This window comes from Enterobacter sp. (assembly GCF_977039595.1).
In genome coordinates, this window is sequence record NZ_CDRQYH010000004.1 from 64,406 (window position 1) to 90,193 (window position 25,788).

The 25,788-nt window shown below is 58.6% G+C and carries 19 protein-coding genes; 10 read left to right on the forward strand and 9 right to left on the reverse strand.

Annotated features, from left to right (window positions below):
• Positions 1-276 precede the first annotated feature (276 nt).
• The 3 genes from ACWYRJ_RS02505 to ACWYRJ_RS02515 are packed head-to-tail and all read left to right on the forward strand — an operon-like array spanning position 277 to position 3,759.
• The gene (locus ACWYRJ_RS02505) at positions 277-1,653 is read left to right on the forward strand and encodes a glycoside hydrolase family 1 protein (RefSeq protein ID WP_455507353.1); all 1,377 of its coding nucleotides are present in this window, start codon (positions 277-279) and stop codon (positions 1,651-1,653) included.
• 51 nt (positions 1,654-1,704) lie between these two features.
• Complete coding sequence (locus ACWYRJ_RS02510) at positions 1,705-3,027, forward strand: PTS sugar transporter subunit IIC (protein WP_455507354.1); 1,323 nt, start codon at positions 1,705-1,707, stop codon at positions 3,025-3,027.
• A gap of 15 nt (positions 3,028-3,042) precedes the next feature.
• Positions 3,043-3,759 carry a GntR family transcriptional regulator gene (locus ACWYRJ_RS02515; protein ID WP_115874566.1) on the forward strand — a complete coding sequence of 239 codons (717 nt, stop codon included), beginning with the start codon at positions 3,043-3,045 and terminating at the stop codon, positions 3,757-3,759.
• Positions 3,760-3,801: 42 nt separating this feature from the next.
• On the opposite strand, the gene ldtB is transcribed toward ACWYRJ_RS02515, so the two are convergent.
• Positions 3,802-4,722, reverse strand: a complete 921-nt coding sequence (gene ldtB / locus ACWYRJ_RS02520; protein ID WP_023335026.1) for a L,D-transpeptidase — start codon at positions 4,720-4,722, stop codon at positions 3,802-3,804.
• A 222-nt stretch (positions 4,723-4,944) separates the two neighbouring features.
• Here ldtB and ACWYRJ_RS02525 point away from each other — a divergent pair, with 222 nt between their 5' ends.
• Positions 4,945-6,540 (forward strand): ABC-F family ATPase, encoded by a 1,596-nt coding sequence (locus ACWYRJ_RS02525; protein ID WP_455507355.1) that lies wholly within the window; start codon positions 4,945-4,947, stop codon positions 6,538-6,540.
• 89 nt (positions 6,541-6,629) lie between these two features.
• Here ACWYRJ_RS02525 and ACWYRJ_RS02530 read toward each other — a convergent pair whose 3' ends face one another.
• Together ACWYRJ_RS02530 and ACWYRJ_RS02535 are read right to left on the reverse strand one after the other, a co-directional pair.
• Positions 6,630-8,993, reverse strand: coding sequence for a TIM-barrel domain-containing protein (locus ACWYRJ_RS02530; protein ID WP_455507356.1), 2,364 nt, complete (start codon positions 8,991-8,993; stop codon positions 6,630-6,632).
• Between the two features lie 17 nt (positions 8,994-9,010).
• Entirely contained in the window at positions 9,011-10,312 is a 1,302-nt protein-coding gene (locus ACWYRJ_RS02535) for an MFS transporter (RefSeq protein ID WP_143344858.1), read from the reverse strand.
• Positions 10,313-10,600: 288 nt separating this feature from the next.
• Between ACWYRJ_RS02535 and ACWYRJ_RS02540 the strand changes: the two genes are divergently transcribed.
• Complete coding sequence (locus ACWYRJ_RS02540; protein ID WP_455507357.1) at positions 10,601-11,674, forward strand: LacI family DNA-binding transcriptional regulator; 1,074 nt, start codon at positions 10,601-10,603, stop codon at positions 11,672-11,674.
• Here the strand turns inward: ACWYRJ_RS02540 and ACWYRJ_RS02545 are convergent.
• The 4 genes from ACWYRJ_RS02545 to ACWYRJ_RS02560 form a co-directional block, all read right to left on the reverse strand.
• A complete protein-coding gene (locus ACWYRJ_RS02545) occupies positions 11,671-12,927 on the reverse strand; it encodes a DUF1479 domain-containing protein (protein WP_455507358.1) in 1,257 nt (418 codons plus the stop codon). The genes ACWYRJ_RS02540 and ACWYRJ_RS02545 overlap by 4 nt on opposite strands.
• Positions 12,928-13,077: 150 nt before the next feature.
• Positions 13,078-13,893: a Cof-type HAD-IIB family hydrolase gene (locus ACWYRJ_RS02550; protein WP_045417410.1), complete on the reverse strand. Its 816-nt coding sequence runs from the start codon at positions 13,891-13,893 to the stop codon at positions 13,078-13,080.
• Between the two features lie 193 nt (positions 13,894-14,086).
• Positions 14,087-16,519 carry a formate C-acetyltransferase/glycerol dehydratase family glycyl radical enzyme gene (locus ACWYRJ_RS02555; RefSeq protein WP_455507359.1) on the reverse strand — a complete coding sequence of 811 codons (2,433 nt, stop codon included), beginning with the start codon at positions 16,517-16,519 and terminating at the stop codon, positions 14,087-14,089.
• 4 nt (positions 16,520-16,523) lie between these two features.
• The gene (locus ACWYRJ_RS02560; RefSeq protein ID WP_455507360.1) at positions 16,524-17,423 is read right to left on the reverse strand and encodes a glycyl-radical enzyme activating protein; all 900 of its coding nucleotides are present in this window, start codon (positions 17,421-17,423) and stop codon (positions 16,524-16,526) included.
• Positions 17,424-17,551: 128 nt separating this feature from the next.
• On the opposite strand from ACWYRJ_RS02560, the gene fsa reads away from it, so the two are divergent.
• The gene (fsa, locus tag ACWYRJ_RS02565; RefSeq protein ID WP_455507361.1) at positions 17,552-18,214 is read left to right on the forward strand and encodes a fructose-6-phosphate aldolase; all 663 of its coding nucleotides are present in this window, start codon (positions 17,552-17,554) and stop codon (positions 18,212-18,214) included.
• 89 nt (positions 18,215-18,303) lie between these two features.
• On the opposite strand, the gene moeB is transcribed toward fsa, so the two are convergent.
• Positions 18,304-19,056: a molybdopterin-synthase adenylyltransferase MoeB gene (gene moeB, locus ACWYRJ_RS02570; protein ID WP_455507362.1), complete on the reverse strand. Its 753-nt coding sequence runs from the start codon at positions 19,054-19,056 to the stop codon at positions 18,304-18,306.
• A gap of 1 nt (position 19,057) precedes the next feature.
• Entirely contained in the window at positions 19,058-20,290 is a 1,233-nt protein-coding gene (moeA, locus tag ACWYRJ_RS02575) for a molybdopterin molybdotransferase MoeA (protein WP_455507363.1), read from the reverse strand.
• Positions 20,291-20,477: 187 nt separating this feature from the next.
• Between moeA and iaaA the strand changes: the two genes are divergently transcribed.
• Genes iaaA through gsiC form a run of 4 tightly spaced genes read left to right on the forward strand, consistent with a single transcriptional unit; the run spans position 20,478 to position 25,787 of the window.
• The gene (gene iaaA, locus ACWYRJ_RS02580) at positions 20,478-21,416 is read left to right on the forward strand and encodes a beta-aspartyl-peptidase (protein WP_115876043.1); all 939 of its coding nucleotides are present in this window, start codon (positions 20,478-20,480) and stop codon (positions 21,414-21,416) included.
• An 11-nt stretch (positions 21,417-21,427) separates the two neighbouring features.
• A complete protein-coding gene (gene gsiA / locus ACWYRJ_RS02585) occupies positions 21,428-23,299 on the forward strand; it encodes a glutathione ABC transporter ATP-binding protein GsiA (protein WP_455507364.1) in 1,872 nt (623 codons plus the stop codon).
• 23 nt (positions 23,300-23,322) lie between these two features.
• Positions 23,323-24,861, forward strand: coding sequence for a glutathione ABC transporter substrate-binding protein GsiB (gene gsiB, locus ACWYRJ_RS02590; RefSeq protein WP_149366230.1), 1,539 nt, complete (start codon positions 23,323-23,325; stop codon positions 24,859-24,861).
• A 5-nt stretch (positions 24,862-24,866) separates the two neighbouring features.
• Positions 24,867-25,787 carry a glutathione ABC transporter permease GsiC gene (gene gsiC, locus ACWYRJ_RS02595; RefSeq protein WP_274242420.1) on the forward strand — a complete coding sequence of 307 codons (921 nt, stop codon included), beginning with the start codon at positions 24,867-24,869 and terminating at the stop codon, positions 25,785-25,787.
• The last annotated feature ends 1 nt before the right edge of the window (position 25,788 follow it).

Genomic DNA, 25,788 nt, shown 5'->3' on the forward strand with positions numbered 1-25,788 from the left:
GAGTTAAGATTTTTTACTTTCCGGCCTGGGCCGTGGTTCGTGCTCATTAAGTTAATAGTGATTTTATGAGGCCAGCCAGTGGCACGAGCGGGAAATGTGATTTTGCATAGGCTAAGGCACCGGCTTCAATAACAGGGTTTGCGCGATTCATTTCCTGCCCGACGTTTCTTTCCGACATGCCTCACAAAAAACGATCCTCCGCTTTGATCGACATGCCATCTTCACCTATATGACTAGTCATGAATTTTTAAATGACTAGTCATATAGGGAGGGACCATGAACAATCAGCTGCCGGCAAACTTTTTATGGGGCAACTCGGTATCGAGCATGCAGACGGAAGGTGCCTGGAATGAGGGCGGAAAGGGGATGTCGGTGTACGACATTCGTGAAGCCGGGGAGAATGTCTCCGACTGGAAAGTGGCGACCGACTCCTATCACCGCTACCGTGAGGATTTCGACCTGATGCAGGATCTGGGGATGAACTGCTACCGCTTCCAGATCTCATGGAGCCGCGTCTGCCCGCTGGGAGACGGCCCGTTCAACGACGAAGGCATCGCGTTTTACGACCGCTTTATCGACGATCTCATCGCCCGCGGCATCAAGCCGATGATCTGCCTGTACCACTTCGATATGCCGCTGGCGCTGGCGCAGGAGTACAACGGCTTCAACGACCGCCGCGTGATGGACGCCTTTATCCGCTACGGCAAAAAGATGATCGACTGCTATGGCGATCGCGTGAAGTACTGGCTGACCTTCAACGAGCAGAACATCTTCCATATGCCGGAAGCGTTTCGCATTTCTGGCTACATGAAAGGCGAGAAAACCCTGCGCGAGCTGTACGAGCTGCAGCACCACACCATGGTGGCGCACATGTCGCTGACCGAATACCTGCACCAGACCAAACCGGGCCAGCTGATGGGCGGCATGCTGGCGCACCAGCTGATCTATCCGGCCACCTGCAAACCGCGCGATATTTTCTGCGCCCAGCAGTATGACGAATTTCTTAACCAGAACCTGCTGCGCGTCTTTGCCGGGCAGGGCTACAGCCCGGCGGTGATGGCGGTGGTGGAGCAGGAGGGCTTCGGCGATATCTACCGCGCTGAAGATTTAGCGCTGCTGGCGCGCACCAAAAACGACTATATGGCCTTCAGCTACTACGCCAGTAAAACGCTGGACAGCGATGCGATCCCGGAAGGCACGCCCGTGAACTATTACCTGCTGCACGGCGAGAAAAATAACCCGTACCTGAAAGCCACCGAGTGGAACTGGCAGATCGACCCGCTCGGTTTTCGCACCATCATTACCCGTTATTATAACGACTGGCGCCTGCTGGTATTCCCGATCGAAAACGGCATTGGGGTGATTGAGTCCTGGGACGGCGTGAACCCGATTGAGGACACCTACCGCATTGACTACCACCGGGCGCACATCGAGGCGATGAAGGCGGCGATGTTCGAGGACGGGGCAGCGGTCATTGGCTACCTCGGCTGGGGGTTAATCGACATTCTCAGCTCTCAGGGTGATATGCGTAAGCGCTACGGCGTGGTCTATGTCAACCGTGAAAACCACGACCTGAAAGACCTGAAGCGCGTGCCGAAGAAGAGCTACGCGTGGTTAAAACAGGTTATCCATACCAACGGACGCGAGATGTAAGCCGTACGCTGCCGGGCCGTTTTTGTGACTGATTGATGGGAAATATCCGCTATGTCTGAAACAAAAATAACACCGCACATGCAGTCTTTTGTCGATAAATTTGTAGAGTTCTCGGCGCGCCTGGCAAACCAGGTGCACCTTCGCTCCCTGCGCGACGCCTTCGCCACGGTGATGCCCATTTTCATCCTCGCCGGTCTGGCGGTGCTGGTGAACAACGTGGTGTTTCCGTGGATTTTTCACGGCGACACGCTCGCGCAGTGTAAGGTGTGGGGCGAGGCGATTATCAACGGCACGCTGAACATCGCCGCGCTGCTGCTAGCCCCGATGATTGCCTGGTCGCTGGCGCGCAACAAAGATTTCGACAATCCGGTCTCGGCAGTGGTTATCGCCGTCAGCAGTTTTATCATCATGATGCCGATGCGCTTACAGGTTACGCCCGTTGGCAGCGACGCTGCGGTGAACGTCACGCAGGTGCTGACGTTCGCCAATATCGGCTCAACCGGCATTTTCGCCGGGGTGCTGATTGGGCTGCTCTCAACGGAAGTGTTCATCGCTATTTCGCGCCTGAAGGCGCTGCACATATCGCTCGGGGAAAATGTGCCCCCGGCGGTGAGCAAATCCTTTACCGCGCTGATCCCGACGATCCTCACGCTCTCCCTGTTCGCAGTGCTGGCGGCGATACTGGCAAACGTGCTGCATACGGACCTGATCCATCTCATTACGACCTTTATCCAGCAGCCGCTGCGGCTGATCAACACCAGCCTGCCGGGGACGATTTTCATCTACAGCTTCGGTAACTTCCTGTTCACGCTCGGTATTCATCAGTCAGTCGTTAACAGCGTGGTGCTGGAGCCGTTCCTGCTGATCAACACCAACGAGAACATGCTGGCCTTCGCCAACGGCCAGCCGATCCCGCACATCATCAACAACATCTTCGTGCCGACCTTTGGCATGGTGGGCGGTACGGGCAGCACCATCTCGCTGCTGATTGCCATCTTTATCTTCTCCCGACAAAAGTCGGCGAAGCAGGTGGCGCGTCTGTCGCTGGCGCCGGGCCTGTTTAACATCAATGAACCGGTGATTTTTGGCCTGCCGATTGTGTTTAACCTGCCGCTGATGATCCCGTTTGTGCTGCTGCCCGCGATAGGCATTTACGTCGCCTGGCTCTGTACCACGCTGGGATTAATGTCGCGCTGCGTGGTGATGATCCCGTGGACCACGCCCCCGATTCTCAGCGCCTGGCTGGCGACGGCAGGGGACTGGCGGGCGGTAGTGGTGCAGTTGGCAATCATCGTATTTGGTGTATTCTTCTACCTGCCTTTCCTCAAAATTGCCGAGCGAGTGGCCTTGAAAAACAGCGGGATAGAAAACTAACAGAAAGGAAGGACGATGGCGGCGAAGTACATCACCATAGCGCGGGAAATCAAGAAACGCATTATCAGCCAGCAGTACGCCGCCAATGAACCGCTCCCGGACCAGTTTGCGCTGGCGGCGGAGTTCAGCACCAGCCGGATGACCATTCAGCAGGCGATGCGCCAGCTGATCGTCGAAGGTCTGGTCTATACACGTCAGGGCCAGGGCACATTTATCCGCAAAAACTTCCTCCAGCTCTCGCAGTGGGATCTCTCCGGCAGCGACTACTTCGGCGCGACTAAAACCTGGGAACACCTGGGCAAGGTAACCAGCCAGGTGGTGCATTTTGAGCTGCGCTTCCCGAACGAGAAAGAGCAGGCGTCGCTGATGATCAATGCCGATGCGCCGATCTATGACTTCATTCGCCTGCGTTTGCTGAACGGTGAACCTATGTCGCTGGATTCCACGGTGATGCCGATGAATCTGGTGCCGGGCCTGACGAAAAACCATCTTGAAGGTTCAGTGTTCCAGTACGTGCAGGAGACGCTGGGGCTGAAAATTATGGGGTCGTATCGGGTGGTGCGGGCGCTTAAGCCCAGCGCGCTGGACAGGGAGCATCTGGTCTGCGAGGAAACCGATCCGGTCCTGGAGGTAGAGCAGGTCATTTATCTGGAAGATGGCACAGCGCTGGAGTATGCCCACTGTCACTATCGGTACGACCACGGCGGGATTGTGATCGTGAATAACGGGTAAAAAAAAGCGGGCAACGAGGCCCGCTTTTTTAATGCTTCTCTATCAGTTCAAACGCACCGGCATACCGGAGCGGTTCTGCACGGCCTGGTCAACAATCGCCGTTTCAACGTCTGGCTGAGAAGTCACCGCCTGTACCGCGCTGTTCAGCGTAACAGGAACGACTTCGTTGTTGTTGATCTGGTCTTCGCTGGTGGACAGCGGGTTGTGCACTTCGATGTAGCGGCTGCCGTCTGGCTCAGAGGTCGCTTTCACCGGTTCGTTGATGAACTGCACGCGCGTACCGACCGGCACGTTTTCGAACAGGAATTTAATGTCATCGTTACGCAGGCGCACGCAGCCGTGGCTCACGCGCAGGCCGATACCGAAGTTGGCGTTAGTACCGTGGATAGCGTACAGGCGACCAATGTACAGAGCATACAGACCCATCGGGTTATCCGGGCCTGCCGGTACTACGGCTGGCAGCGGTTCGCCCGCAGCGATGTATTCCGCGTGCATTTTGGCAGTCGGCGTCCAAGTCGGGCCCGCTTTCTTACGCTCGACTTTCGTGGTCCAGTTCATCGGGGTATCTTTACCCAGCTGGCCGATACCGATTGGCAGCACGATAACGGTGTTGGTGCCTTTCGGGTAGTAATACAGACGCATTTCGGCGCTGTTAATCACGATACCTTCATGAACGGTATCCGGCAGGATCAGCTGCTGAGGAATATTCAGCACGGTACCCGCTTTTGGCAGATACGGGTCAACGCCCGGGTTTGCTTCCAGCATGTTAGACAGGCCCAGCTGGTACTGCGCAGCGAAATACTCCAGCGGCTGAGAGTTACCTTCTGGTACCGTCACCACTTGGTTTTGACCCACCAGACGGCTTCCGTCGGTCGGCAGGGGATACGTCACCGCAGACGCGGTCTTACAAAAACCTACTACGGCTAACGCCGCCGCAAAAAGCGTTGTTAATTTCATGTTCATGTTGTGCGAGGTATCTAAGCCATTCTGGCGATGAGTTGATAAGTCTGAATCTGTGATGGGAGCGCATTATATGTGCATTCCCGCTAACAGGGAATTCAGATGTGTACGAAATCACATTTTTTTCGATTTTGTTAAAGTTTAGTGGATTGCCGCAACACGGGATCTCAATTCGGAATTGTGGCATAATGCCGTGTTTATCACACTTTTCGCAGGAATCTCCCCGTGTTAGTTACCAGCAACGTCACTATGCAGTTTGGCAGTAAGCCGCTGTTCGAAAACATTTCCGTCAAATTTGGCGGCGGCAACCGTTACGGCCTGATTGGTGCCAACGGTAGCGGAAAATCCACCTTCATGAAGATCCTCGGCGGCGATCTGGAGCCGACCCTCGGCAACGTCTCGCTCGACCCGAACGAGCGCATCGGTAAGCTGCGTCAGGATCAGTTCGCCTTCGAAGAGTTCACCGTGCTCGACACCGTGATCATGGGGCACGCGGAGCTGTGGGAAGTGAAGCAGGAGCGCGATCGCATCTACGCGCTGACCGAAATGAGCGAAGAAGATGGCTATAAGGTGGCCGATCTGGAAACGCAGTACGGCGAGATGGACGGTTATTCTGCGGAAGCGCGTGCGGGCGAGCTGCTGCTGGGCGTGGGGATCCCCGTTGAACAGCATTACGGCCCGATGAGCGAAGTTGCCCCTGGCTGGAAGCTGCGTGTGCTGCTGGCACAGGCGCTGTTCTCTAACCCGGACATCCTGCTGCTCGACGAACCGACGAACAACCTGGACATCGACACCATCCGCTGGCTGGAGCAGACGCTGAACGATCGCGACAGCACCATGATCATCATCTCGCACGACCGTCACTTCCTGAACATGGTCTGTACGCACATGGCGGATCTCGACTACGGCGAGCTGCGCGTGTATCCGGGCAACTACGACGAGTACATGACCGCGGCCACCCAGGCGCGCGAGCGTCTGCTGGCGGATAACGCCAAGAAGAAAGCGCAGATTGCCGACCTGCAGTCCTTCGTCAGCCGCTTCAGCGCTAACGCCTCTAAATCGCGTCAGGCAACCTCGCGTGCGCGTCAGATTGATAAAATCAAGCTGGAAGAGGTTAAAGCCTCCAGCCGTCAAAACCCATTCATCCGCTTCGAGCAGGACAAGAAGCTGTTCCGTAACGCGCTGGAAGTGGAAGCTCTTACCAAAGGCTTCGATGAAGGCCCGCTGTTTAAAAACTTCAACCTGCTGCTGGAAGTGGGCGAGAAGATTGCCATTCTGGGCGCCAACGGCGTGGGTAAGTCCACCATGCTGAAAACCCTGGTCGGCGAACTGCAGCCGGACAACGGCACCGTGAAATGGTCCGAAAACGCGCAGATTGGTTACTACGCGCAGGACCATGAATATGAGTTCGAGAATGACCTGACCGTCTTCGACTGGATGAGCCAGTGGAAGCAGGAAGGCGACGACGAGCAGGCGGTACGCAGCATTCTGGGTCGTCTGCTGTTCAGCCAGGACGACATCAAGAAGCCGGCTAAAGTGCTTTCCGGTGGCGAGAAGGGACGCATGCTGTTCGGCAAGCTGATGATGGAAAAACCAAACATCCTGGTGATGGACGAACCGACTAACCACCTGGATATGGAATCGATCGAATCCCTGAACATGGCGCTTGAGATGTATCAGGGCACCCTGATCTTCGTCTCTCACGACCGTGAGTTCGTCAGCTCGCTGGCGACCCGCGTGATCGAAATTACGCCAGAGCGCGTGGTGGACTTCACCGGTAACTACGAAGATTACCTGCGCAGCAAAGGTATCGAGAACTAAAAACGCCGGGTGGCGGCTTCGCCTTACCCGGCCTACGTTCTATCCCCTCTCCCTGTGGGAGAGGGTTAGGGTGAGGGCATCCGCCCGCACTATACCACCCACTCGCTCCCTTCAGTCCCGTTCACCAGCAGTTTGCGTTTCTCCCCCGCCGGTAACGACACTTTCAGCGCTTTCCACGCTGGACGATAATCCCCGCGCGCGTTCACCTTCAGGTTGATGGTTGCGCTGTCGCACACCATCTCCCATTCCACCCACAGCGCATTGCCGTTCTGGTAGCCCCAGCTTTCACCGTCGTCTTCAAACAGCAGCCCCGAGCTTGTGCCGACGCCTTTCACCGGGAACAGCTTCAGCTCGCGGGTCGTATCTTTTTCGGCACTCACATGCGTGATGCGCTCGCTCAGCGGCAGACCGGCTCCGGCGCGCACCAGCAGCGGCAGTTTTTCCAGCGGCGCATCGAGGACGATCGATTGTCCGCCCGCATACCACGCGTGGGTGTAAAAATCGTACCAGCCCGTTTCGTTATCCGGCAGCCAAACCCGGCGCTCGCGCTGCCCGGCTTCGACGACGCTGGCGACCAGCAGGTCGCGGCCAAGCAGGAAGTCGTCGCACTCTTCGAAGGTCTGCGCATCGCGCTCGTGGTCGAGGAAGGTCGGGCGCAGCATCGGCTCGTCGTCGGCGTGCGCCTGCCAGAGCAGGGTGTAGAGATACGGCAGCAGGCGGTAGCGCAGCTCAATCGCGCCGCGAATGGCAGGCGTGACGCCCGGATACATCCACGGTTCGTTGACGGTGTGGTCATCGTTCCACGAGTGAATGGTAAAGCGCGGGTGCATCACGCCGTTCTGCACCCAGCGCACGAACAGCTCGGCGTCCGGCTTGTCGCCGGAGAAACCGCCGACGTCGTGGCCGACGTTGAACAGCCCGGACAGGCTCATGCCCAGCCCCATGCGGATGTTATAGCGCAGCGTGTCCCAGCTGGTGCGGTTGTCGCCGCTCCAGGTCTGAACGTAGCGCTGCATCCCGGCGCATCCGGAGCGGGAGATGAGGTACGGGCGTTTTTCTGGCGCAAAGCGCTGCTGGGCTTCCAGCGAGGCGCGCATCATCAGCAGCGGCATGACAGGGCGAATATGCTTGATGGCGATCTCCTTGCCGAAGCCAAAGCAGCGGGCTTCTCCGTCCCACACTTCGTACTCGTTGTTGTCGTTCCAGGTAGAGTCGATGCCCATCTCCAGCAGCTGCGTAGTGACGCCGTTCTGCCACCACTGCACCGTCTGCGGATTGGTAAAGTCGAGGTGCGAGCCTTCGTCATCCCAGAAGCTGGAGCGCTCGGGTGCATCGGTTTCTGAATCGCGAATGAACAGGCCGCTCTCCGCCACTTCGTTGTAGCGCGGATGGTCCTGCAGCAGGCACGGCTTGATGTTAGCCGCAAGCTTCAGTCCCGCGTCATGGAACGCCTGGCTCATTACCTTCGGCTGCGGCACCTTGTCGTAGTTCCAGTTGAAGACGTAGCGCTTGCCGTTGATGGAGGTATAGCCGGAGGAGAGCTGGAACGAGTCGCACGGAATGGCGTGCTCTTCGCACAGGAGGATGAAGTTCATCAGCTGGTTTTGCGCGTCCGGCGCGTCGGTGTAGTGCATGGTCGAACCGCTGTAGCCCAGGCTCCATTTCGGTCCGAACAACGTTTTCCCGGTGAGGCGAACAAAGGCTTTGGTAACGTCCAGCACGCGTTTGCCGGTAAAGATGTAGTAGTCGATATCGCCCGCTTCCGCCTGCCAGCGGCGATAGGCGGTATGGTAGTTGTCGATCTCGTTGCCCAAATCCAGCCAGCAGCTGCTCAGGTTGTCGTAGAACAGGCCGTAGCTCACGTCGTCGCGGCGGGTGATAGTGAAAGGAATATGCTTGTAGAGCGGGTCGGTGCTGGCGGCGTTATAGCCCATGGCGTCGAGGTTGCGCATCTCATAGCGTTTACCGTTGCGCTGCAGATCGCCCGCTTTCTCGCCCAGGCCGTAGAAACGCTCGTCCTTGCGGCGGCTCAGATAGTGCGCCACGCCGTCGCCGTGGGCGTTCAGCAGGTAGGCGCTGGTGGGGCGGTCGTTGACCAGCGGCTGCCACTCGCCCGCGTCATTGCGATAGTGCCACTCCAGCCACAGCGGCTGGTGCACGGTGACGCGCAGCTGTTCGGTTGCCACGGTTAACGTGTCGTCCTGCTGCGTCAGCGTCCAGGTCGGGCAGGTGAAGCCGCTGATATCGTCACGACGGCGCCCTTCCCAGGGAACGTCTTGTTCCGGCGCGATGCTCCAGGTGCGGTCCAGCGCCAGCTCGCCCTTGCGTTTGATCAGCACGCGGAACAGGTTCTCTTCCAGCACATACAGGCACAGGCGGTGCTGGTTATCGACCAGCAGTTCCAGATGGTTTGCCGACTGCGTATCAACGGTCCAGTTTTTCAGGGTTTTCATATGCAATACATCCACTATCAGGCGCGCTTGGCGCGACGTTCAGCAATAAATGCTACCAGGAAGACGGCGCCAATCAGGTCAAAGAAGCCCATGGCGATAAAGAGCGGGTTAAAGCCGATTTTGTCGGCGGTCACACCGATTAACAGGGAGAACAGGAAGCTGGCGATCCACGCCGCCGAGCCGCGCATGCCGTTGACGGTCGCCATCTGACCTTTGTCGAACGACTCCACGACCAGGGCGCTCAGCATGCAGGAAATAATCTGGTGCCCGAAACCGCCTATGGAGATCAGCACGATGGTGATGTACGGGTCGCGGGTAATGGCCACGATGCCCAGCGAGATCATCAGGAACGCGCCCGTCACGGAGCTGGCTACGACAGAGTTAACGCGTGAGCAGCCGAACATGCGGGTGTACAGACGCGTCAGGTAGCCGCTCGCCACGCTGCCGAGGTCGGCGGCGAGGAACGGCAGCCAGGCAAACATCGCAATCTGCTTCAGGTCCATGCCGTGCTCTTTGGCGAGGTACAGCGGTACCCAGAAGCTCAGCACCGCCCAGGCCGGTTCCGCCATAAAGGCGGGGATGGCGATACCGTAGAAGCGTTTGTTTTTTGAAACGGTTTTCAGCGCGGTCAGGAAGGGCAGCTTCACCGCAGGCGGTTCGTTGTCCTGCTTGATAAACGCCAGCTCGTCCTTGCTCAGATTCGGGTGCTGCTCCGGGTTGTGGTAGAACGCCCACCACAGGATCACCCACAGCAGCGCCAGCACGCCGGTAAACATAAACGCGCCCTGCCAGCCAAACGAGGCGTGAGCAAAGTAGATGATAGGCGGAGCCAGCATCGCGCCGATGGAGAAGCCCACGCCCGCCCAGCCGGCGGCAACGGGACGCTCTGATTTCGGGAACCATTCGCCGATGGTTTTGGCGTTCGCCGGGGTAGCGGCGGCCTCAGAGGCACCCATAAAGAAGCGCAGAATGGCCAGGTGCAGCCAGCTTCCGGCACCCGCGTGGAAAATACACATCAGAGCCCAGATCCCGGCGCAGACCATAAAGCCAATCTTCAGGCCAATGACGTCAATCAGCCAGCCGCACAGGGGCTGGAAAATGGTGTAGGCGATCTGGAAGGCTCCTACGATCCAGGAGTACTGCTCGGTGGTGATCCCGAGGCTCTCTTTCAGTTCCGGGGCGAGGATCCCGAGCGAGTTTCGGGTGATGTAGTTAACGGTAACGCCAAGTAAGAACAGCACCAGCACGTACCAGCGCAGGTTCTTGATGACGCGACGGGTTTTGCTTGTCGCAACGGTGTTATTGATGTCCTGACTCATTTTACTCTCCACAAGACGGACGGTAAGGGGACGGAGGTTCAGGTGTCACACGGATTTTTATGACTTTGATTTTTATCCGTTTAAAATTCTTTATCTGGTATACAACTAGTATGGAAGTTGTGTGACAAGTTCACCTTAAAGAAGAAAATGAGTGGGCAAAAGTGGATTTTGTGCAAAATTTCTCATAACTGACGAAAAGCCTCTGGCAAGATGGTATTTATGTCAGTAATTGCCTGACGAATACGCTATGAAAATTTTTTCATTTCGCAAATGGAGCCAGATCACAAAATGGACAAAAGGCTAAAAATCACCGAGATCGCGGCCCGCACGCAGCTCTCGATCAGCACCGTGTCGCGGGTGCTGGCGGGAAAAGCGAATACCAGCGAAAAGGCGCGCGCAAAGGTGCTGGCGTGCGCGCGGGAGCTGGGGGTGATGGAGGGTATGGCGGCGGGACGGCTGCTGCTCAATAGCCTGGTGGTTTTTGCCCCTCAGCGTGCGTTCGACGAGCGGTCCGACATCTTTTACTACCGTGTGATCCAGAGCGTGAGTAAAGGCCTTGCATCCCACGATGTGCGCTTGCGCTACTGCGCGCTGGAAGAGAACGATAGCGATGCCCAGCTGTTTCTGGCGCGCATGAACGAGGCGGATACCCAGGCGGCAATCCTTCTTGGCATCGACGACCCGCATATCCACGATCTGGCTGTGGATGTCGGCAAACCCTGCATGCTGATTAACTGCCGTGACCGCCACATGCGCCTGCCTGCCGTCGCGCCGGATCATCGCGCCATTGGCGAGCGGGCGGCGGAATATCTGTTTGAGATGGGACACCGTGAGGTAATGAGTGTGCTGTGCCTGCGCCGCTATACCATGGAGCTTCGCCTGACGGGGATCCGCGACGCGTGGCAGTCTCACAACCTGAAATTCAACGACAAGCGCGATCTGCTGGTGGTGCCCAGCTTCAGCGCACGCGAAAGTGAACAGGCAGTCAGCAGCTGGCTCAGCGAAATGCAGGGCAAGGATTTGCCAACCGCATTTTTGGTTGGCGGCGATTTTATGGCGGCGGGCACCATCAGCGCATTGCAAAAAAGAGGATTGCGCGTGCCGCAGGACGTGTCGGTGATGAGCATTGACGGGTTTAACCTGGCGGCAATCCAGGATGTTCCATTAACGGCCGTGCACGTTCCTCGCGATGAGCTGGGAACGGAAGCGGTTTATATGCTCCAGCAGCGGCTCATGCGCCCGGACGCGCCGGTGGGGACGTTACTGCTTAACGGCACGCTGGCCGTTCGGGAATCGGTACGGCGGATACGTCAGGGGAAACGACGCACCGCCGTTGAGCGGGAAGGTTTGTATGACAGTTAAACCATGCCCAGCGCGCGCTTGCCGTGGATGTTGAGATCGTTCACGGTAAAGCGGTCCTGCCAGCTCTTTTCATAATCTTCGCGCGGGAAATCTCCCGGTGACGCGCCGGTTTCAAGCGCTTCCTTGACCTTTTTGGCGTACGCGAGGTTCTTCTCGCACATCGGCGCGGCAGGAATGTACATCACGTTGCCCCAGCCCTGCTGATTTTCCACCGGCGCGACGGAGTGGATCACATCGCAGTGCCACCACACGGAATCGCCCGCGTCGAGTGCCGGAATGCTGCTTAATGCTTCGATGAGCAGCGGGTGCCACTTCTCGGAAACCGGCAGCACGCGCCCCGGCGCCACGCCGCACAGCTCGTCTTCCGGCACGTCGTCCAGCAGCGGACGCAGCAGAATGTACGCCATCGCTTCCGGGATTGGCACCACGTGCAGCAGCCCCTGACCGGGGATCATGTCCGACAGCGCCGTCCAGCCCTGGAAGGTGCGGAACACCGAGCATTTGGTGGTGTTATCGACGGTGTACTCTTCCACTTCGGTACGGTGCGCGGCGTTCCACGGATCGTATTTCTCGACGTTGCCGTCAAACACGCGGGCAAAGACCTGCTGGTAAGCCGGCAGCAGCCAGCGCTCCAGCGCGCCGGAGTCGGTATGTGCGCCAAGTCCTTTCGAGGTGGTTCCCGGCGGACGGCGGCGAATACGATCCGGATAAATCACGCTCACATCCGGGTCGAACCACTGCTTGCCGTTGCTCTCGAACGTCCATAAACGGTTCAGGAACGACTGTACCTGCGCCATCTCTTCGCTCTGGCGCGCCTGCATCTGCGCCTGCGACCAGTAGATCGGGTAAATCTCCGGACGGGAGGCCGTTAAGGTGCCGAAGAAGTTATCGCCAGGCCCTTTGTACACTTCGTCAAACTTGTTCAGATCGAGGTAGTCGAGCATCGACTGATCCCACGCCAGCGCCTGCTCGCGGGGGAAGTGACCTTTAATCACCGCGCAGCCGCGGCGTTTAATGGCTTCGCGCTGTGCGTTGGTAATCGTGCCGTTTTTCACATCCGCAAACGGAATCACCGGCCAGACGGATTCGCCTTTGTTCTTAAGAGCGTTGATTTCCGCCACGCGGGTGGCAATTTTATCGCTGAGCTTATTAAACACCGCCTGCACGTCGCCGATCTGCGCGCGCAGCTCACGTTTCAACTGACGGATTGCCGCTTTGTGATCCGCCGGCAAAGTTTCACTGGTAAAGGTCATAACTGCCTCGCATCTTTCATTCGAAAGTGGAAATATCTACAAGTGATACTTTAAGTTAAAATTAAGTTAATGCAAGTTTAAAAACTTGACGCAAGCCACAGGACGGGAAAAGAGTCAGGCTGCCGGAGCAAGGCTCCGGCGAGGATAAGATCAGGCGTCGAACGGGGAATGGTTGTCGAGCACGGCCTGAATGACGTTCAGCGCGCCCTGATGGTTGTTGTCGTCGGTGCTGTAGCGGCTGATTTCTTTGATGCTTTCCGCCGCGTTACCCATCGCAAAGGAATATTTTACCAGCTTCAGCATCTCGGCATCATTGCCGCTGTCGCCAATGGCCACGCACTCCTGAGGGGAGATTTTCCAGCGCTTCAGCAGACGGCTGATGCCGTTGGCTTTGTGCAGGCCGGGGATAATCAAATCGACAAACCCAAAGCCGCTGGTGACCGGCTTCATGATGCCGTCCAGGGAGACGTGCAGCTTATCCACCAGATTCGGGATATCGCTATCCGGCAGGTTCAGGGAGAACTTGAACAGCACGTCGTCAATGTCGCGGTAATCGCTGATGCGCTTTAAGCGGTGGTAGTGCTTTGACATCAGCGCCACGAAGGCGTCCGGGGCTTTGTCGCTGACGTAGGCGCTCTCCAGCCCGCAGGCCACGAAGTTCAGGCCTTTGTCTTTCAGCAGTTCGCCAATCACGATCTGCGATTCATGGCGCGTCAGCTCGCCGTGAAAAATCTGTTCTCCGCGGTCGAACACCAGCGCGCCGTTTTCCGCCACGAAGGAGATCCGATCTTTTAGCTCTGGAAAGAAGGAGATGAGCTGGTAATACTGGTTGCCGCTGGCGACAACGAATTCAATATCGCGGGCTTTAAGCTGTTCAAACTGTGCCTGGAAGCGGTCACGATCGTACTGCTTGGCATCATCAAGGAAAGTTCCGTCCATATCGGTGACGATAACTTTAACGGTCATACTGTGCTCCTGGGTCACTGCGTTTTGAAACATTCTAATAACAAGGTGACGGGGAGCACAAATTTAATTTCATTCGAAAGTAAAAGCAAAACGGCAACCTCGGTTGCCGTTTTTAGTGTTTTCTCCCTCTCCCCGTGGGAGAGGGGAGGGGTGAGGGCATCAGCGTGCGCTTTTCCCCTGAGGTGATGCCCCGTTACAGCGTATGCTCAGTACGGGCAATAATATCGTCCTGTGCATCCGGCGACAGGGCGGTGAAGAACGCCGAGTAACCCGCGACGCGCACCACCAGGTCACGATACTGGTCAGGGTGTTTCTTCGCCTCCAGCAGCGTTTCGCGGGAGACAATGTTGTACTGAATATGCCAGCCCTTATGCACCTCGAAGAAGGTGCGCAGCAGCACCATCAGCTTCTGGCGATCGCTGTCGTTTTCCAGCGTTGACGGATTCAGCTTCTGGTTCAGCAGCACGCCGCCGAGAATCGCTGCGGTCGGCAGTTTGCCCACCGAGCCAATTACCGCCGTCGGGCCAAGGTGGTCGGTACCAGAAGCCGGGCTTGCCCCTTCCGCCAGCGGCGTGTGTGCCTTACGTCCGTCCGGCGTTGCCATCGTCGCCGCGCCAAACGGCACGTTTGCGGAGATGGAGGACGTGCCCGCGTAGTAGTTACCGCCAATCGGGCCGCGGCCGTAGCGAGGGTTGTGATACTGCTTAAGCTCTTCAATGTAGGTCTGATAAGCACGGGTCAGCAGCATATCCACGCTGTCATCGTCGTTACCGTACTTCGGCGCGCCGTTAATCAGACGCTGACGCAGCTGCTCGTGAGTCAGCCCGTCGAAGTCATCCGCCAGCGCCGCCGCCAGCTGCTGTTGGCCGATAGTGCCCTGTTCGAACACTAGCTTTTTCACCGCCGCCAGGCTGTTGCCGAGGTTGGCGATACCCACCTGCAGGCCGGAGACCCAGTCATACTTCGCGCCGCCCTGCTTGATGCTTTTCGCGCGCTCGATGCAGTCGTCCACCAGCGCCGAGCAGAGAATATCGTGGACGTTCTCTTCCAGCATGGTGTCTACCACGTACTCAATCTCAATGGATTTGCGGGTGTAGTAGCGGATCTGGCTATCCCAGGCTGACATCACCTCCTCGAAATTTTCGAAGTTACCTGCAGAGAGCGCTTTCTCCTGCGGCAGGAATACCTTGCCGCTGGTGGCATCGCGGCCGCCTTCCAGCGCCGCCAGCATCACGCGGGCGAAGTTGATAAAGCTCATGCCGGTGCAGCGATAGCCCCACTTGCCGCCCACTGCGGTTTCGATACAGCCAATGGCCGCGTAGTCGTAGGCGTCGTCGCGTTCAACGCCGAGCTTGATGAATTCCGGAATGACGATTTCATCGTTGTTGAACGCCGGCATCCCGAAGCCGCAGCGGATCACCTGCACGCACGCATCGAGGAAGTCGTTGCTCATGCCCGCGTGATAGCGCACGCTCAGGTTCGGCTGGGTGGAGCGCAGGCGACCGCAGGATTCCAGAATTGCGTAGGAGAGCGGGTTCACCGCGTCCATCGGCTCACCGTTGACCAGCTTCTGGCCGCCGATGGTGACGTTCTGGTACAGCGGGCTACCGGCAGAGGCTTTGGAGTGCGAGCCGGAGCGGATCTTGTTCACTTCAAGCAATTTCAGCCAGCAGCTGTGCAGCAGTTCAATGGCGTGTTCGCGGTCGAGGCTCTGGTTCAGCTCCACGTCGCGGCGGTAGTACGGATAGAGATACTGGTCCATCCGCGCAAACGACACGGAGTGGCCGTTGGACTCAATCTGCAGGATCAACTGAATGAAGTAGCACAGCTGCAGCGCCTGCCAGAAGGTTTTTGGCGGCTCGTGGGCAATCACGTCGCAGTTTTCCGCCATTGCCAGCAGCTCGTCGCGGCGGCTTTCGCGGGTTTCGGTCGCGGCCATTTCACGCGCCAGGTCGGCAAAACGTTTGATGTGCAGGCTTACCGCTTCCAGCACGATATCGATCGCCTTCAGGAACTGATCGCCGTGCAGGTCTTCCAGCACCGTCAGGTTGATGCGCGAGCGGCGTTCGGCCACTTTGGCGCGCAGGCCGTCGAGACCTTTCTCCAGCACCAGCGGGAAGTTCACCGCCAGGTGCGCGTCGCCTGAGGTCATGTTGCCTTCGGCTTTGATAATGCCGGTTTCCAGCAGGCCTTTCTGCTCGTCGGTGAACATGCCGTAGCAGCGATCCTGCACCGTCTGGCCGCGCCACCAAGGGCAGATCTCGTGCAGCACACGCTTGTTCTGTTCGCTCACCGCAAAGCCCGCGCCCGGGCGGTCTGCCAGGTCGTCGATCTCTTTCTCAATCCAGGAGACGGTGTATTCCGGGAAGATCGGCGCGGCGCGCACCTCGCTTGCCTGGTTACCGATAATCAGCTCGTCGTGTTTGATCCAGATGGTACGTTCGGCCAGGTGATGCGCCAGCGCCAGAGCGCGACGCACCGGGATCGGCTTGTCAATGTGCTGCTGGTACATTTCGGTGTAATGCTGCGCGCGCTCGGTACATACCGGCGGCTTGACGATATGCACCAGGGCCGTTTTGTGCGCCTTAATGCGTTCGCTGAGGGTATTGAGATTCAGGGTGGTCATAAGTTTATCCTCGTAAGGTCGCGGTTAACCCTTTCTGGCGGGCGTACTGCTGCGCAAAGTCCAGTAGAGCAGGGTTATCCAGCGGTTTGTCAGGGGCAGAGTAGGGTTGGCCGAGCAGGGTGTATTTGTTCATGCCCAGCGTGTGATACGGCAGAAAATGAATATCGTCGACGCCGAGTTCATCGGCAGCGAAGTTGGTAATGGCGGTTATGGAGGCTTCATCTGCGTTGAAGCCCTGGATGAGCGGTACGCGGATGGTGATGTTCTTCCCTGCGGCTGCCAGGCGTTTCAGGTTATCCAGGATGCGCTTAGCCGAACCGTCCGTCCACTGCTTGAAAACGTCACCGTCGACATGCTTCAGGTCGGCGAGGAACAGATCGACGTACGGTAATGACGGCTCGATATAGTGCCACGGCACGTGAAGGCAGGTTTCGACGGCGGTGTGGATCCCTTGGTCATGGCTGGCTTTAAACAGGGCCTGCGCCAGATCCGGGTTCATAAACGGCTCGCCACCGGAGAGGGTGATCCCGCCACCGCTGCGGTCGTAGAAGGGCTTGTCGCGCAGTACGGTCGCCATGATCTCCTCGACCTGCTGTTCTTCGCCACAGACGGTCAGCGCCTGCGTCGGGCAGCAGTCGGTGAGGGCGTTAAGCGTCTCTTCACTCAGCTTTTCGCGGTGGATGATCGGGCCATTCAGCGCGCGTTCGATGCAGCCCGGCGCGGCCTGCTGGCACAGATCGCAGCCGTCCAGGCACTGACGTGCATCAAACAGCACGTCCCGGCTGCGGGAGCGGCTTTCCGGGTTCTGGCACCAGCGACAGCCCAGCGAGCAGCCTTTCAGGAACACCACGGTACGAATACCGGGGCCGTCGTGGGTAGAGTAACGCTGAATATTGAAGATCATGTTTTTGCCTCTCATATTGCATATGAAGATTAAATTACTTTCGAATGAAAGTTATCTTGATGCAGGTCAACTCTTCAGCAGGTTTTGTCGTGATAGGGTAAGTGCAGGCTAATTTTGAGGGTGACATCATGGAACTTTATCTCGACACATCTGACGTTGCGGCAGTCAAAAAGCTGGCGCGTATCTTCCCGCTGGCGGGCGTGACCACCAATCCAAGCATCGTAGCTGCCGGTAAAACGCCGCTCGATGAACTGCTGCCCGCGCTGCACGACGCGCTGGGCGGCAAAGGTCGTCTGTTCGCACAGGTGATGGCGACCACCGCCGAAGGGATGGTGGAAGAAGCGCGTAAGCTTCGCGCCATCATTAACGATCTGGTGGTGAAAGTGCCGGTAACCGCAGAAGGGCTGGCGGCGATCAAGATGCTGAAAGCGGAAGGGATCCCGACGCTGGGTACGGCAGTCTACGGTGCGGCGCAGGGGATGCTGTCCGCACTGGCGGGGGCGGAGTATGTGGCCCCTTACGTTAACCGCGTGGACGCGCAGGGCGGGAACGGGATCCAGACCGTAATTGAGCTGCAACAGCTGCTGACGCTGCACGCGCCGCAGTCAAAGGTGCTGGCCGCGAGCTTTAAAACCCCGCGTCAGGCGCTGGACTGCCTGCTGGCAGGGTGCGAGTCCATCACGCTGCCGCTGGACGTGGCGCAGCAGTTTATTACCTCTCCTGCGGTAGATGCGGCAATTGTGAAGTTCGAGCAGGACTGGCAGGGGGCGTTTGGACGGACGTCGATCTGACGGGTGCGGCCTGATGCCCTCACCCCAACCCTCTCCCACAGGGAGAGGGAGCAAACACTAAAACGGCAACCTGAAGGTTGCCGTTTGCTTTAACCTCCGCACACCTCACACACCGGGTTACGCATCAGCTTCATCTCGCGGAACTGGCAGGTCATCGCGTCGTACATCACGATTTTCCCCGCGGCAGGCGTGCCGTAGTGTGCCAGCACCTTGATCGCTTCCATCGCCTGCAATGAGCCAATCACGCCGACGAGCGGCGCCATCACGCCCGCCTCAACGCAGGTCAGCGCATTCTCGCCAAACAGGCGGCTCAGGCAGCGGTAGCAGGGTTCCCCCTCGGCGTATGTGAAGACGCTGATTTGCCCCTCCATGCGGATAGCCGCGCCGGAAACCAGCGGCGTTTTATGGGCAAAACAGCCCGCGTTGAGCTGGTTACGGACGGTGACGTTATCGGTGCAGTCCAGCACCAGATCGTGCCGGGCAATCTGCGCGGAGAGCGCGTCGTCATCCAGCATCGCGTCAATCAGGGTGAACTGTACGTTGGGGTTGATGCGCGCCAGCGCCGTGCGGGCAGAGTCCACTTTCGGCTGGCCCACCGTCGCGTCACTGTGCAGCGTCTGGCGCTGCAGGTTGGACACCGACACGGTATCGAAATCCAGCAGCGTCATCCTGCCCACGCCCGCCGCGGCAAGGTACTGCGCGGCGGCGCAGCCCAGCCCGCCCAGCCCGACGACCAGCACGCTGGCCGCCTTGAGCGCTTCCTGACCTTCGAAATCAAACCCGCGCAGCACAATCTGGCGGTTGTAGCGCATCATCTCCGGGTCGCTCAGCTCCACCGTCATATCAGCCTCCGAACAGGTGGTTAAAGCGCTCTATCTCAACCCATTCGCCGGCTTCCACGTTGCCGCGCTCGCGCTCCAGCACGATAAAGCAGTTGCCCTGGCTGAAGGAACTGAAAATGTGTGAGCCCTGGTGCCCGGTGGTACTCACTTCGAGCTCACCGTCCGCGTTGCGCGACAGAATGCCGCGCTGAAAATCGAGACGACCCGGTGATTTTTTCATCCGCGTGGCAGCACGCACGCGCACGCGTTCCGGCAGCGGGCTGGCCTTGTTGCCGGAAAGCTTCGCCAGCAGCGGGATCGCCAACTGGTAAAAGGTGAGTGCCGCCGAGACCGGGTTACCCGGCAGGCCGCAGAACCAGCTGTGTGAAAGCTTGCCAAACGCAAACGGCTTGCCCGGCTTGATTGCAAGCTTCCAGAAGGCGATTTCACCCAGCTCTTCAAGAAGGGTTTTGGTGTAATCCGCTTCGCCCACGGAAACGCCGCCGGAGCTGATGACCACGTCGGCGGATTTATCCGCCTCGATAAACGCCGCGCGCAGTTTTTCCGGATCGTCTGGAATAATGCCGAGGTTAATGACCTCGCAGCCCAGCTGCTCCAGCATCAGGTGTACCGCCAGGCGGTTGGTATCGTAAATCTGGCCGTCCTGCAGCGGCTGGCCCGGAAGCTGCAGCTCGTCGCCGGTGGAGAAGACGGCGACGCGCACTTTGCGAATAACGTCGACTTCCGCGATGCCGAGCGAGGCCAGCACCGGCAGCTCCGCCACCGTCAGCCTTTGCCCGGCGGTAAAAACGGTCGCGCCGAGGGTAATGTCCTCGCCGGTACGGCGGATGTTCTGGCCTGCTTTGACGCTGGCGGTAAAACGCACGCCGTCGTCGGTCTGTTCGGTCTCTTCCTGCATCACCACGGCGTCGCAACCGGCCGGAACCGGCGCGCCGGTCATGATGCGCACGCAGGTGCCCGCAGGCCATTCACCGCTAAACGGCTGACCCGCAAAGGCTTTACCCGCCACCGGCAGGGCGTTACCCGTCTCGAGATCCGCCAGGCGTACCGCGTAACCGTCCATCGCTGAGTTATCAAACCCCGGCACGTTAAGCGGAGAGACGATATCGCGCGCGGCAATACGGCCAAAACAGCGCACGAGGGGCAGCGTCTCTACGTCATGCAGCGGGGAAACTCGGTCAAGCATCTGCGTGAGTGCCGTCTCAAGCGGCATCAGTCCGGCGGTAAAATCCATGGTGGGCTCCTGCGGAGTAACAACGAAAGCGTCCATTATGGCAGAAAAGTGCGGCTAACTGTATGACCGAAGGGTGCACGCTTTACATCACTGTTACGTCTTTCTATATTCAAAAATCATCTGAAGTTTCGTCGACGATAATGATATTTATAGAAAAAGCCGCAAAACAGGCTAACGGGTGATGCGAATGGTTAATGCGGTAATCGCAATTCATGGTGGCGCCGGGGCAATCACCCGAGCACAGCTCAGTCCCGAGCAGGAAAAGCGTTACATCGACGCGCTGTACGCCATTGTGGAAACGGGCCAGAGAATGCTGGAAGCGGGCGAAAGCGCGCTGGACGTGGTCACCGAGGCGGTGCGCCTTCTGGAAGAGTGCCCGTTATTTAATGCGGGGATCGGTTCGGTCTTTACCCGGAATGAAACGCACGAGCTGGATGCCTGCGTGATGGACGGTATTACCCTGAAAGCGGGCGCCGTGGCGGGCGTCAGTCACCTGCGTAACCCGGTGCTGGCCGCGCGTCTGGTGATGGAAGAGAGTCCGCACGTGCTGCTGACGGGGGCCGGGGCGGAGACCTTTGCCTTTGAGCACGGGATGGAGCCGGTATCGCCCGATCTGTTTTCCACGGAAGCGCGCTATCAGCAGTTACTGGAAGCTCGTTCGGCGGGCATGACGCAGCTTGACCATACTGCGCCGCTGGATGAGCGCAGCAAAATGGGCACGGTCGGCGCGGTGGCACTTGATAAAGCCGGAAACCTCGCGGCGGCGACGTCAACGGGCGGGATGACCAACAAGCTGCCTGGACGCGTCGGCGACAGCCCGCTGCCGGGCGCCGGCTGCTATGCCAATAACGCGACGGCGGCGGTGTCGTGTACCGGCACCGGGGAAGTGTTTATTCGCGCCCTCGCGGCCTACGACATTACCGCGCTGATGGATTACGGCGGCTTAAGCCTGAGCGAGGCCTGCGAGCGCGTGGTGATGGAAAAACTGCCTGCCCTGGGCGGCGTCGGCGGACTCATTGCGGTGGATCGTGAGGGCAACGTGGCCCTGCCGTTCAACAGCGAAGGCATGTATCGCGCCTGGGGCTATGCCGGTGATGAGCCGAGCACGGGGATCTATCGTGAATAAGGGGGCAGCGCGTGCCGCACAGTGAAGAGCTGGACAACCGCGAAGTATTGGCTGTCCATCAGCTGAATATTGCGTTTCAGGAAGAGCGGCAGTTCTTCCCCGCAGTGCAGAATTTATCGTTCACGCTCAGGCGCGGCGAGACGCTGGCGATTGTTGGCGAATCCGGTTCCGGGAAATCGGTCACCGCGCTGGCGCTGATGCGCCTGCTGGAACAGACGGGCGGGCAAATCAGCAGCGAGAAAATGCTCCTGCGCCGCCGTAACCGTCAGGTCATTGATTTAAATGAGCTAAGCGGTTCGCAGATGCAGGGCGTACGCGGGGCGGACATTGCGATGATCTTTCAGGAGCCGATGACCTCCCTGAACCCGGTTTTCCCGGTCGGGGAACAAATCGCCGAGTCCATCCGCCTGCATCAGGGGCTGAGCGGCGATGAAGCGCTCAAAGAGGCCCGACGGATGCTGGAGCTGGTGCGCATTCCGGAGGCACAGGCTATTCTGGGCCGCTATCCGCATCAGCTTTCCGGCGGCATGCGCCAGCGGGTAATGATTGCCATGGCGCTTTCCTGCCGTCCGGCGGTGCTCATTGCCGACGAGCCGACAACGGCGCTGGACGTGACCATTCAGGCGCAGATCCTGCAGCTCATCAACGTGCTGCAGCAGGAGATGGAGATGGGGGTGATCTTTATCACCCACGATATGGGTGTGGTTGCCGATATCGCCGATCGCGTACTGGTGATGCATAAGGGCTGCGCGGTAGAAACCGGCCCGGTCGAGCAGATTTTTCACGCGCCCGCGCATCCTTACACCAAAGCGCTGCTGGCGGCGGTCCCGCGCCTGGGGGCGATGAACGGCAGCGATCTGCCGCGCCGTTTTCCGCTGATTTCCCTCGAGGCGTCTGAGCTGCAGGAGGATGAGCGCGAGCAGGACACCGTGGTGCCGGGCAAGCCCATTCTGGAAGTACGAAATCTGGTCACTCGGTTTCCGCTGCGCAGCGGCGTGTTGAACCGGGTGAAGCGCGAAGTGCACGCGGTGGAAAACGTCAGCTTCGACCTCTGGCCGGGCGAAACGCTGGCGCTGGTGGGGGAGTCCGGCTGCGGTAAATCCACGACCGGGCGCGCGTTGCTCCGTCTGGTGGAATCTCAGGAGGGCAGCATCACCTTTAACGGCGAGCGCATTGATACCCTTCCGGACAGCAGGCTGCAGGCGGTGCGGCGGGATATTCAGTTTATTTTTCAGGATCCGTATGCCTCCCTCGATCCGCGCCATACGGTGGGATATTCGATCATGGAGCCGCTGCGGGTGCATAACCTGCTCGACGGCGAGGCGGCGCAGCGTCGCGTGGCATGGCTGCTGGAGCGCGTTGGCCTGAAGCCGGAACACGCCTGGCGTTATCCGCATGAGTTTTCCGGCGGGCAGCGGCAGCGTATCTGCATCGCCCGCGCGCTGGCGCTGAACCCGAAAGTGGTGATTGCGGATGAATCCGTCTCTGCGCTGGATGTCTCTATTCGGGCGCAAATCATCAATCTGTTGCTGGATTTACAGCGGGATATGGGTATCGCCTTCCTGTTTATCTCGCACGACATGGCGGTGGTCGAGCGCATCAGCCATCGCGTGGCGGTAATGTTTATGGGGCAGATCGTGGAGATTGGGCCGCGAAGGACAGTGTTCGAGAACCCGCAGCACCCGTACACCCGCAAGCTTATTGCGGCGGTTCCGGTTGCCGATCCCGCGCATCGTCACGGCCAGCGCGTGCTGCTGCAGGATGATATGCCGGGTAATATTCATAAACTCGGCGAGGCCGTGGAGCGCGTGACGCTTCGCGAGGTCGAGCCGGGTCATTTCGTCGCTCCCCCGCGTCAGGACAATGCTTTTTCGCGGTTATAACTTACAACAGGCAGGAGAACACAATGGTTACATTTGTAGCGCGTAGATGGTTGTTAGCCGCGAGCGTGACGGCAGCCCTGGCCGCTGCCCCCGCGTTCGCTGCCAAAGATGTGGTGGTTGCCGTCGGCTCCAATTTCACCACGCTCGATCCGTATGACGCCAACGACACGCTCTCTCAGGCGGTGGCGAAATCGTTCTACCAGGGCCTGTTCGGCCTGGATAAAGAGATGAAGCTCAAAAACGTGCTGGCGGAGGGGTACACCGTGTCCGACGACGGGCTGGTCTACACCATCAAGCTCAGAACCGGCGTGAAGTTCCAGGACGGGACAGACTTCAATGCGGAGGCGGTGAAGATTAACCTCGATCGCGCCAGCAATCCTGAAAACAGCCTCAAGCGCTATAACCTTTATAAAAACATCGCCAAAACCGAGGTGGTCGACCCGGCGACGGTAAAAATCACCCTGAAAGAGCCGTTCTCCGCGTTTATCAATATTCTGGCGCATCCGGCAACGGCGATGATTTCCCCTGCCGCGCTGCAGAAATACGGCAAAGAGATCGGTTTCCACCCTGTTGGCACCGGCCCTTACGAACTGCTCACCTGGAACCAGACCGATTTTGTGAAGGTGAAGAAGTTCGCGGGATACTGGCAGCAGGGGCTGCCGAAGCTGGATACCATCACCTGGCGCCCGGTGGTGGACAACAACACCCGCGCGGCGATGCTGCAAACCGGCGAGGCGCAGTTTGCCTTCCCGATCCCGTATGAGCAGGCCGCCATTTTGCAGAAAAACAGCAAGCTGGAGCTGGTCGCCAGCCCGTCGATCATGCAGCGCTACATCAGCATGAACGTCACGCAAAAGCCGTTCGATAACCCGAAGGTGCGCGAAGCTATTAACTATGCCATTAACCGTCAGGCGCTGGTGAAGGTCGCTTTTGCGGGCTATGCCACCCCGGCCACCGGCGTGCTGCCGCCGGCTATCGCCTATGCGCAAAGCTATCAGCCGTGGCCGTACGATCCGGCTAAAGCGCGCGAGCTGCTGAAAGAGGCGGGCTTCCCGAACGGTTTTAGCACCACGCTGTGGTCGTCGCATAATCACAGCACCGCCCAGAAGGTGCTGCAGTTTACCCAGCAGCAGCTGGCGCAGGTGGGTATCAAGGTACAGGTCACGGCAATGGATGCCGGACAGCGTGCGGCAGAAGTGGAGGGGAAAGGGCAGAAAGAGAGCGGCGTGCGGATGTTCTACACCGGCTGGTCGGCATCGACTGGTGAAGCCGACTGGGCGCTGTCGCCGCTGTTTGCCTCGCAGAACTGGCCGCCAACCCTGTTCAACACCGCGTTCTACAGCAACCCGCAGGTGGACAAAGACCTTGCCGATGCCCTGAAAACCACTAAACCGGACGAGAAAGCTCGTCTCTATAAGGACGCACAGGACATCATCTGGAAAGAGTCGCCGTGGGTGCCGCTGGTGGTGGAGAAGCTGGTGTCAGCCCATAACAAAGCGTTGACCGGGTTCTACATCATGCCTGATACGGGCTTTAGCTTTGACGATGCGGATTTAAAATAACGCCCATGCTGAATTATGTTTGTAAACGCCTGCTGGGGCTTATTCCGACGCTGCTGATTGTGGCGGTGCTGGTGTTTTTGTTTGTCCATATGCTGCCGGGCGATCCGGCGCGTTTGGTTGCCGGGCCCGAAGCGGATGCCACGGTCATTGATCTGGTGCGTAAACAGCTGGGTCTTGACCAGCCTCTGTATATGCAGTTTCTGCACTATATTGGCAACGTTCTTCAGGGTGACTTTGGTATTTCGATGGTGTCGCGTCGTCCGGTGTCGGAGGAGATCGCCACCCGCTTTATGCCGACGTTCTGGTTGACGATTGCCAGCATGAGCTGGGCAGTCGTGTTTGGGCTTGGCGCCGGTATTGTCGCTGCCGTCTGGCGCAACCGCTGGCCGGACAAGCTCGGCATGGCGCTGGCGGTCACCGGTATCTCTTTCCCGGCGTTCGCGCTGGGGATGCTGCTGATGCAGATCTTCTCCGTTGAGCTGGGCTGGCTGCCCACCGTCGGGGCCGATACCTGGAAGCATTACATCCTGCCTTCCATGACGCTTGGGGCTGCCGTGTCGGCCGTGATGGCCCGCTTTACCCGCGCCTCGTTCGTTGACGTGCTGAGCGAAGATTATATTCGCACCGCGCGGGCGAAAGGGGTCAGCGAGAAGTGGGTCATTCTCAAGCACGGGTTCCGCAACGCGATGATCCCGGTGGTGACGATGATGGGGCTGCAGTTTGGCTTCCTGCTGGGCGGCTCTATCGTGGTGGAAAAGGTCTTCAACTGGCCGGGGCTGGGACGCCTGCTGGTCGACTCCGTCGAGATGCGCGACTACCCGGTAATTCAGGCGGAAGTCCTGCTTTTCTCGCTGGAGTTTATTCTTATCAACTTAGTGGTGGACGTGCTCTACGCCGCCATTAACCCGGCCATCAGGTATAAGTAAG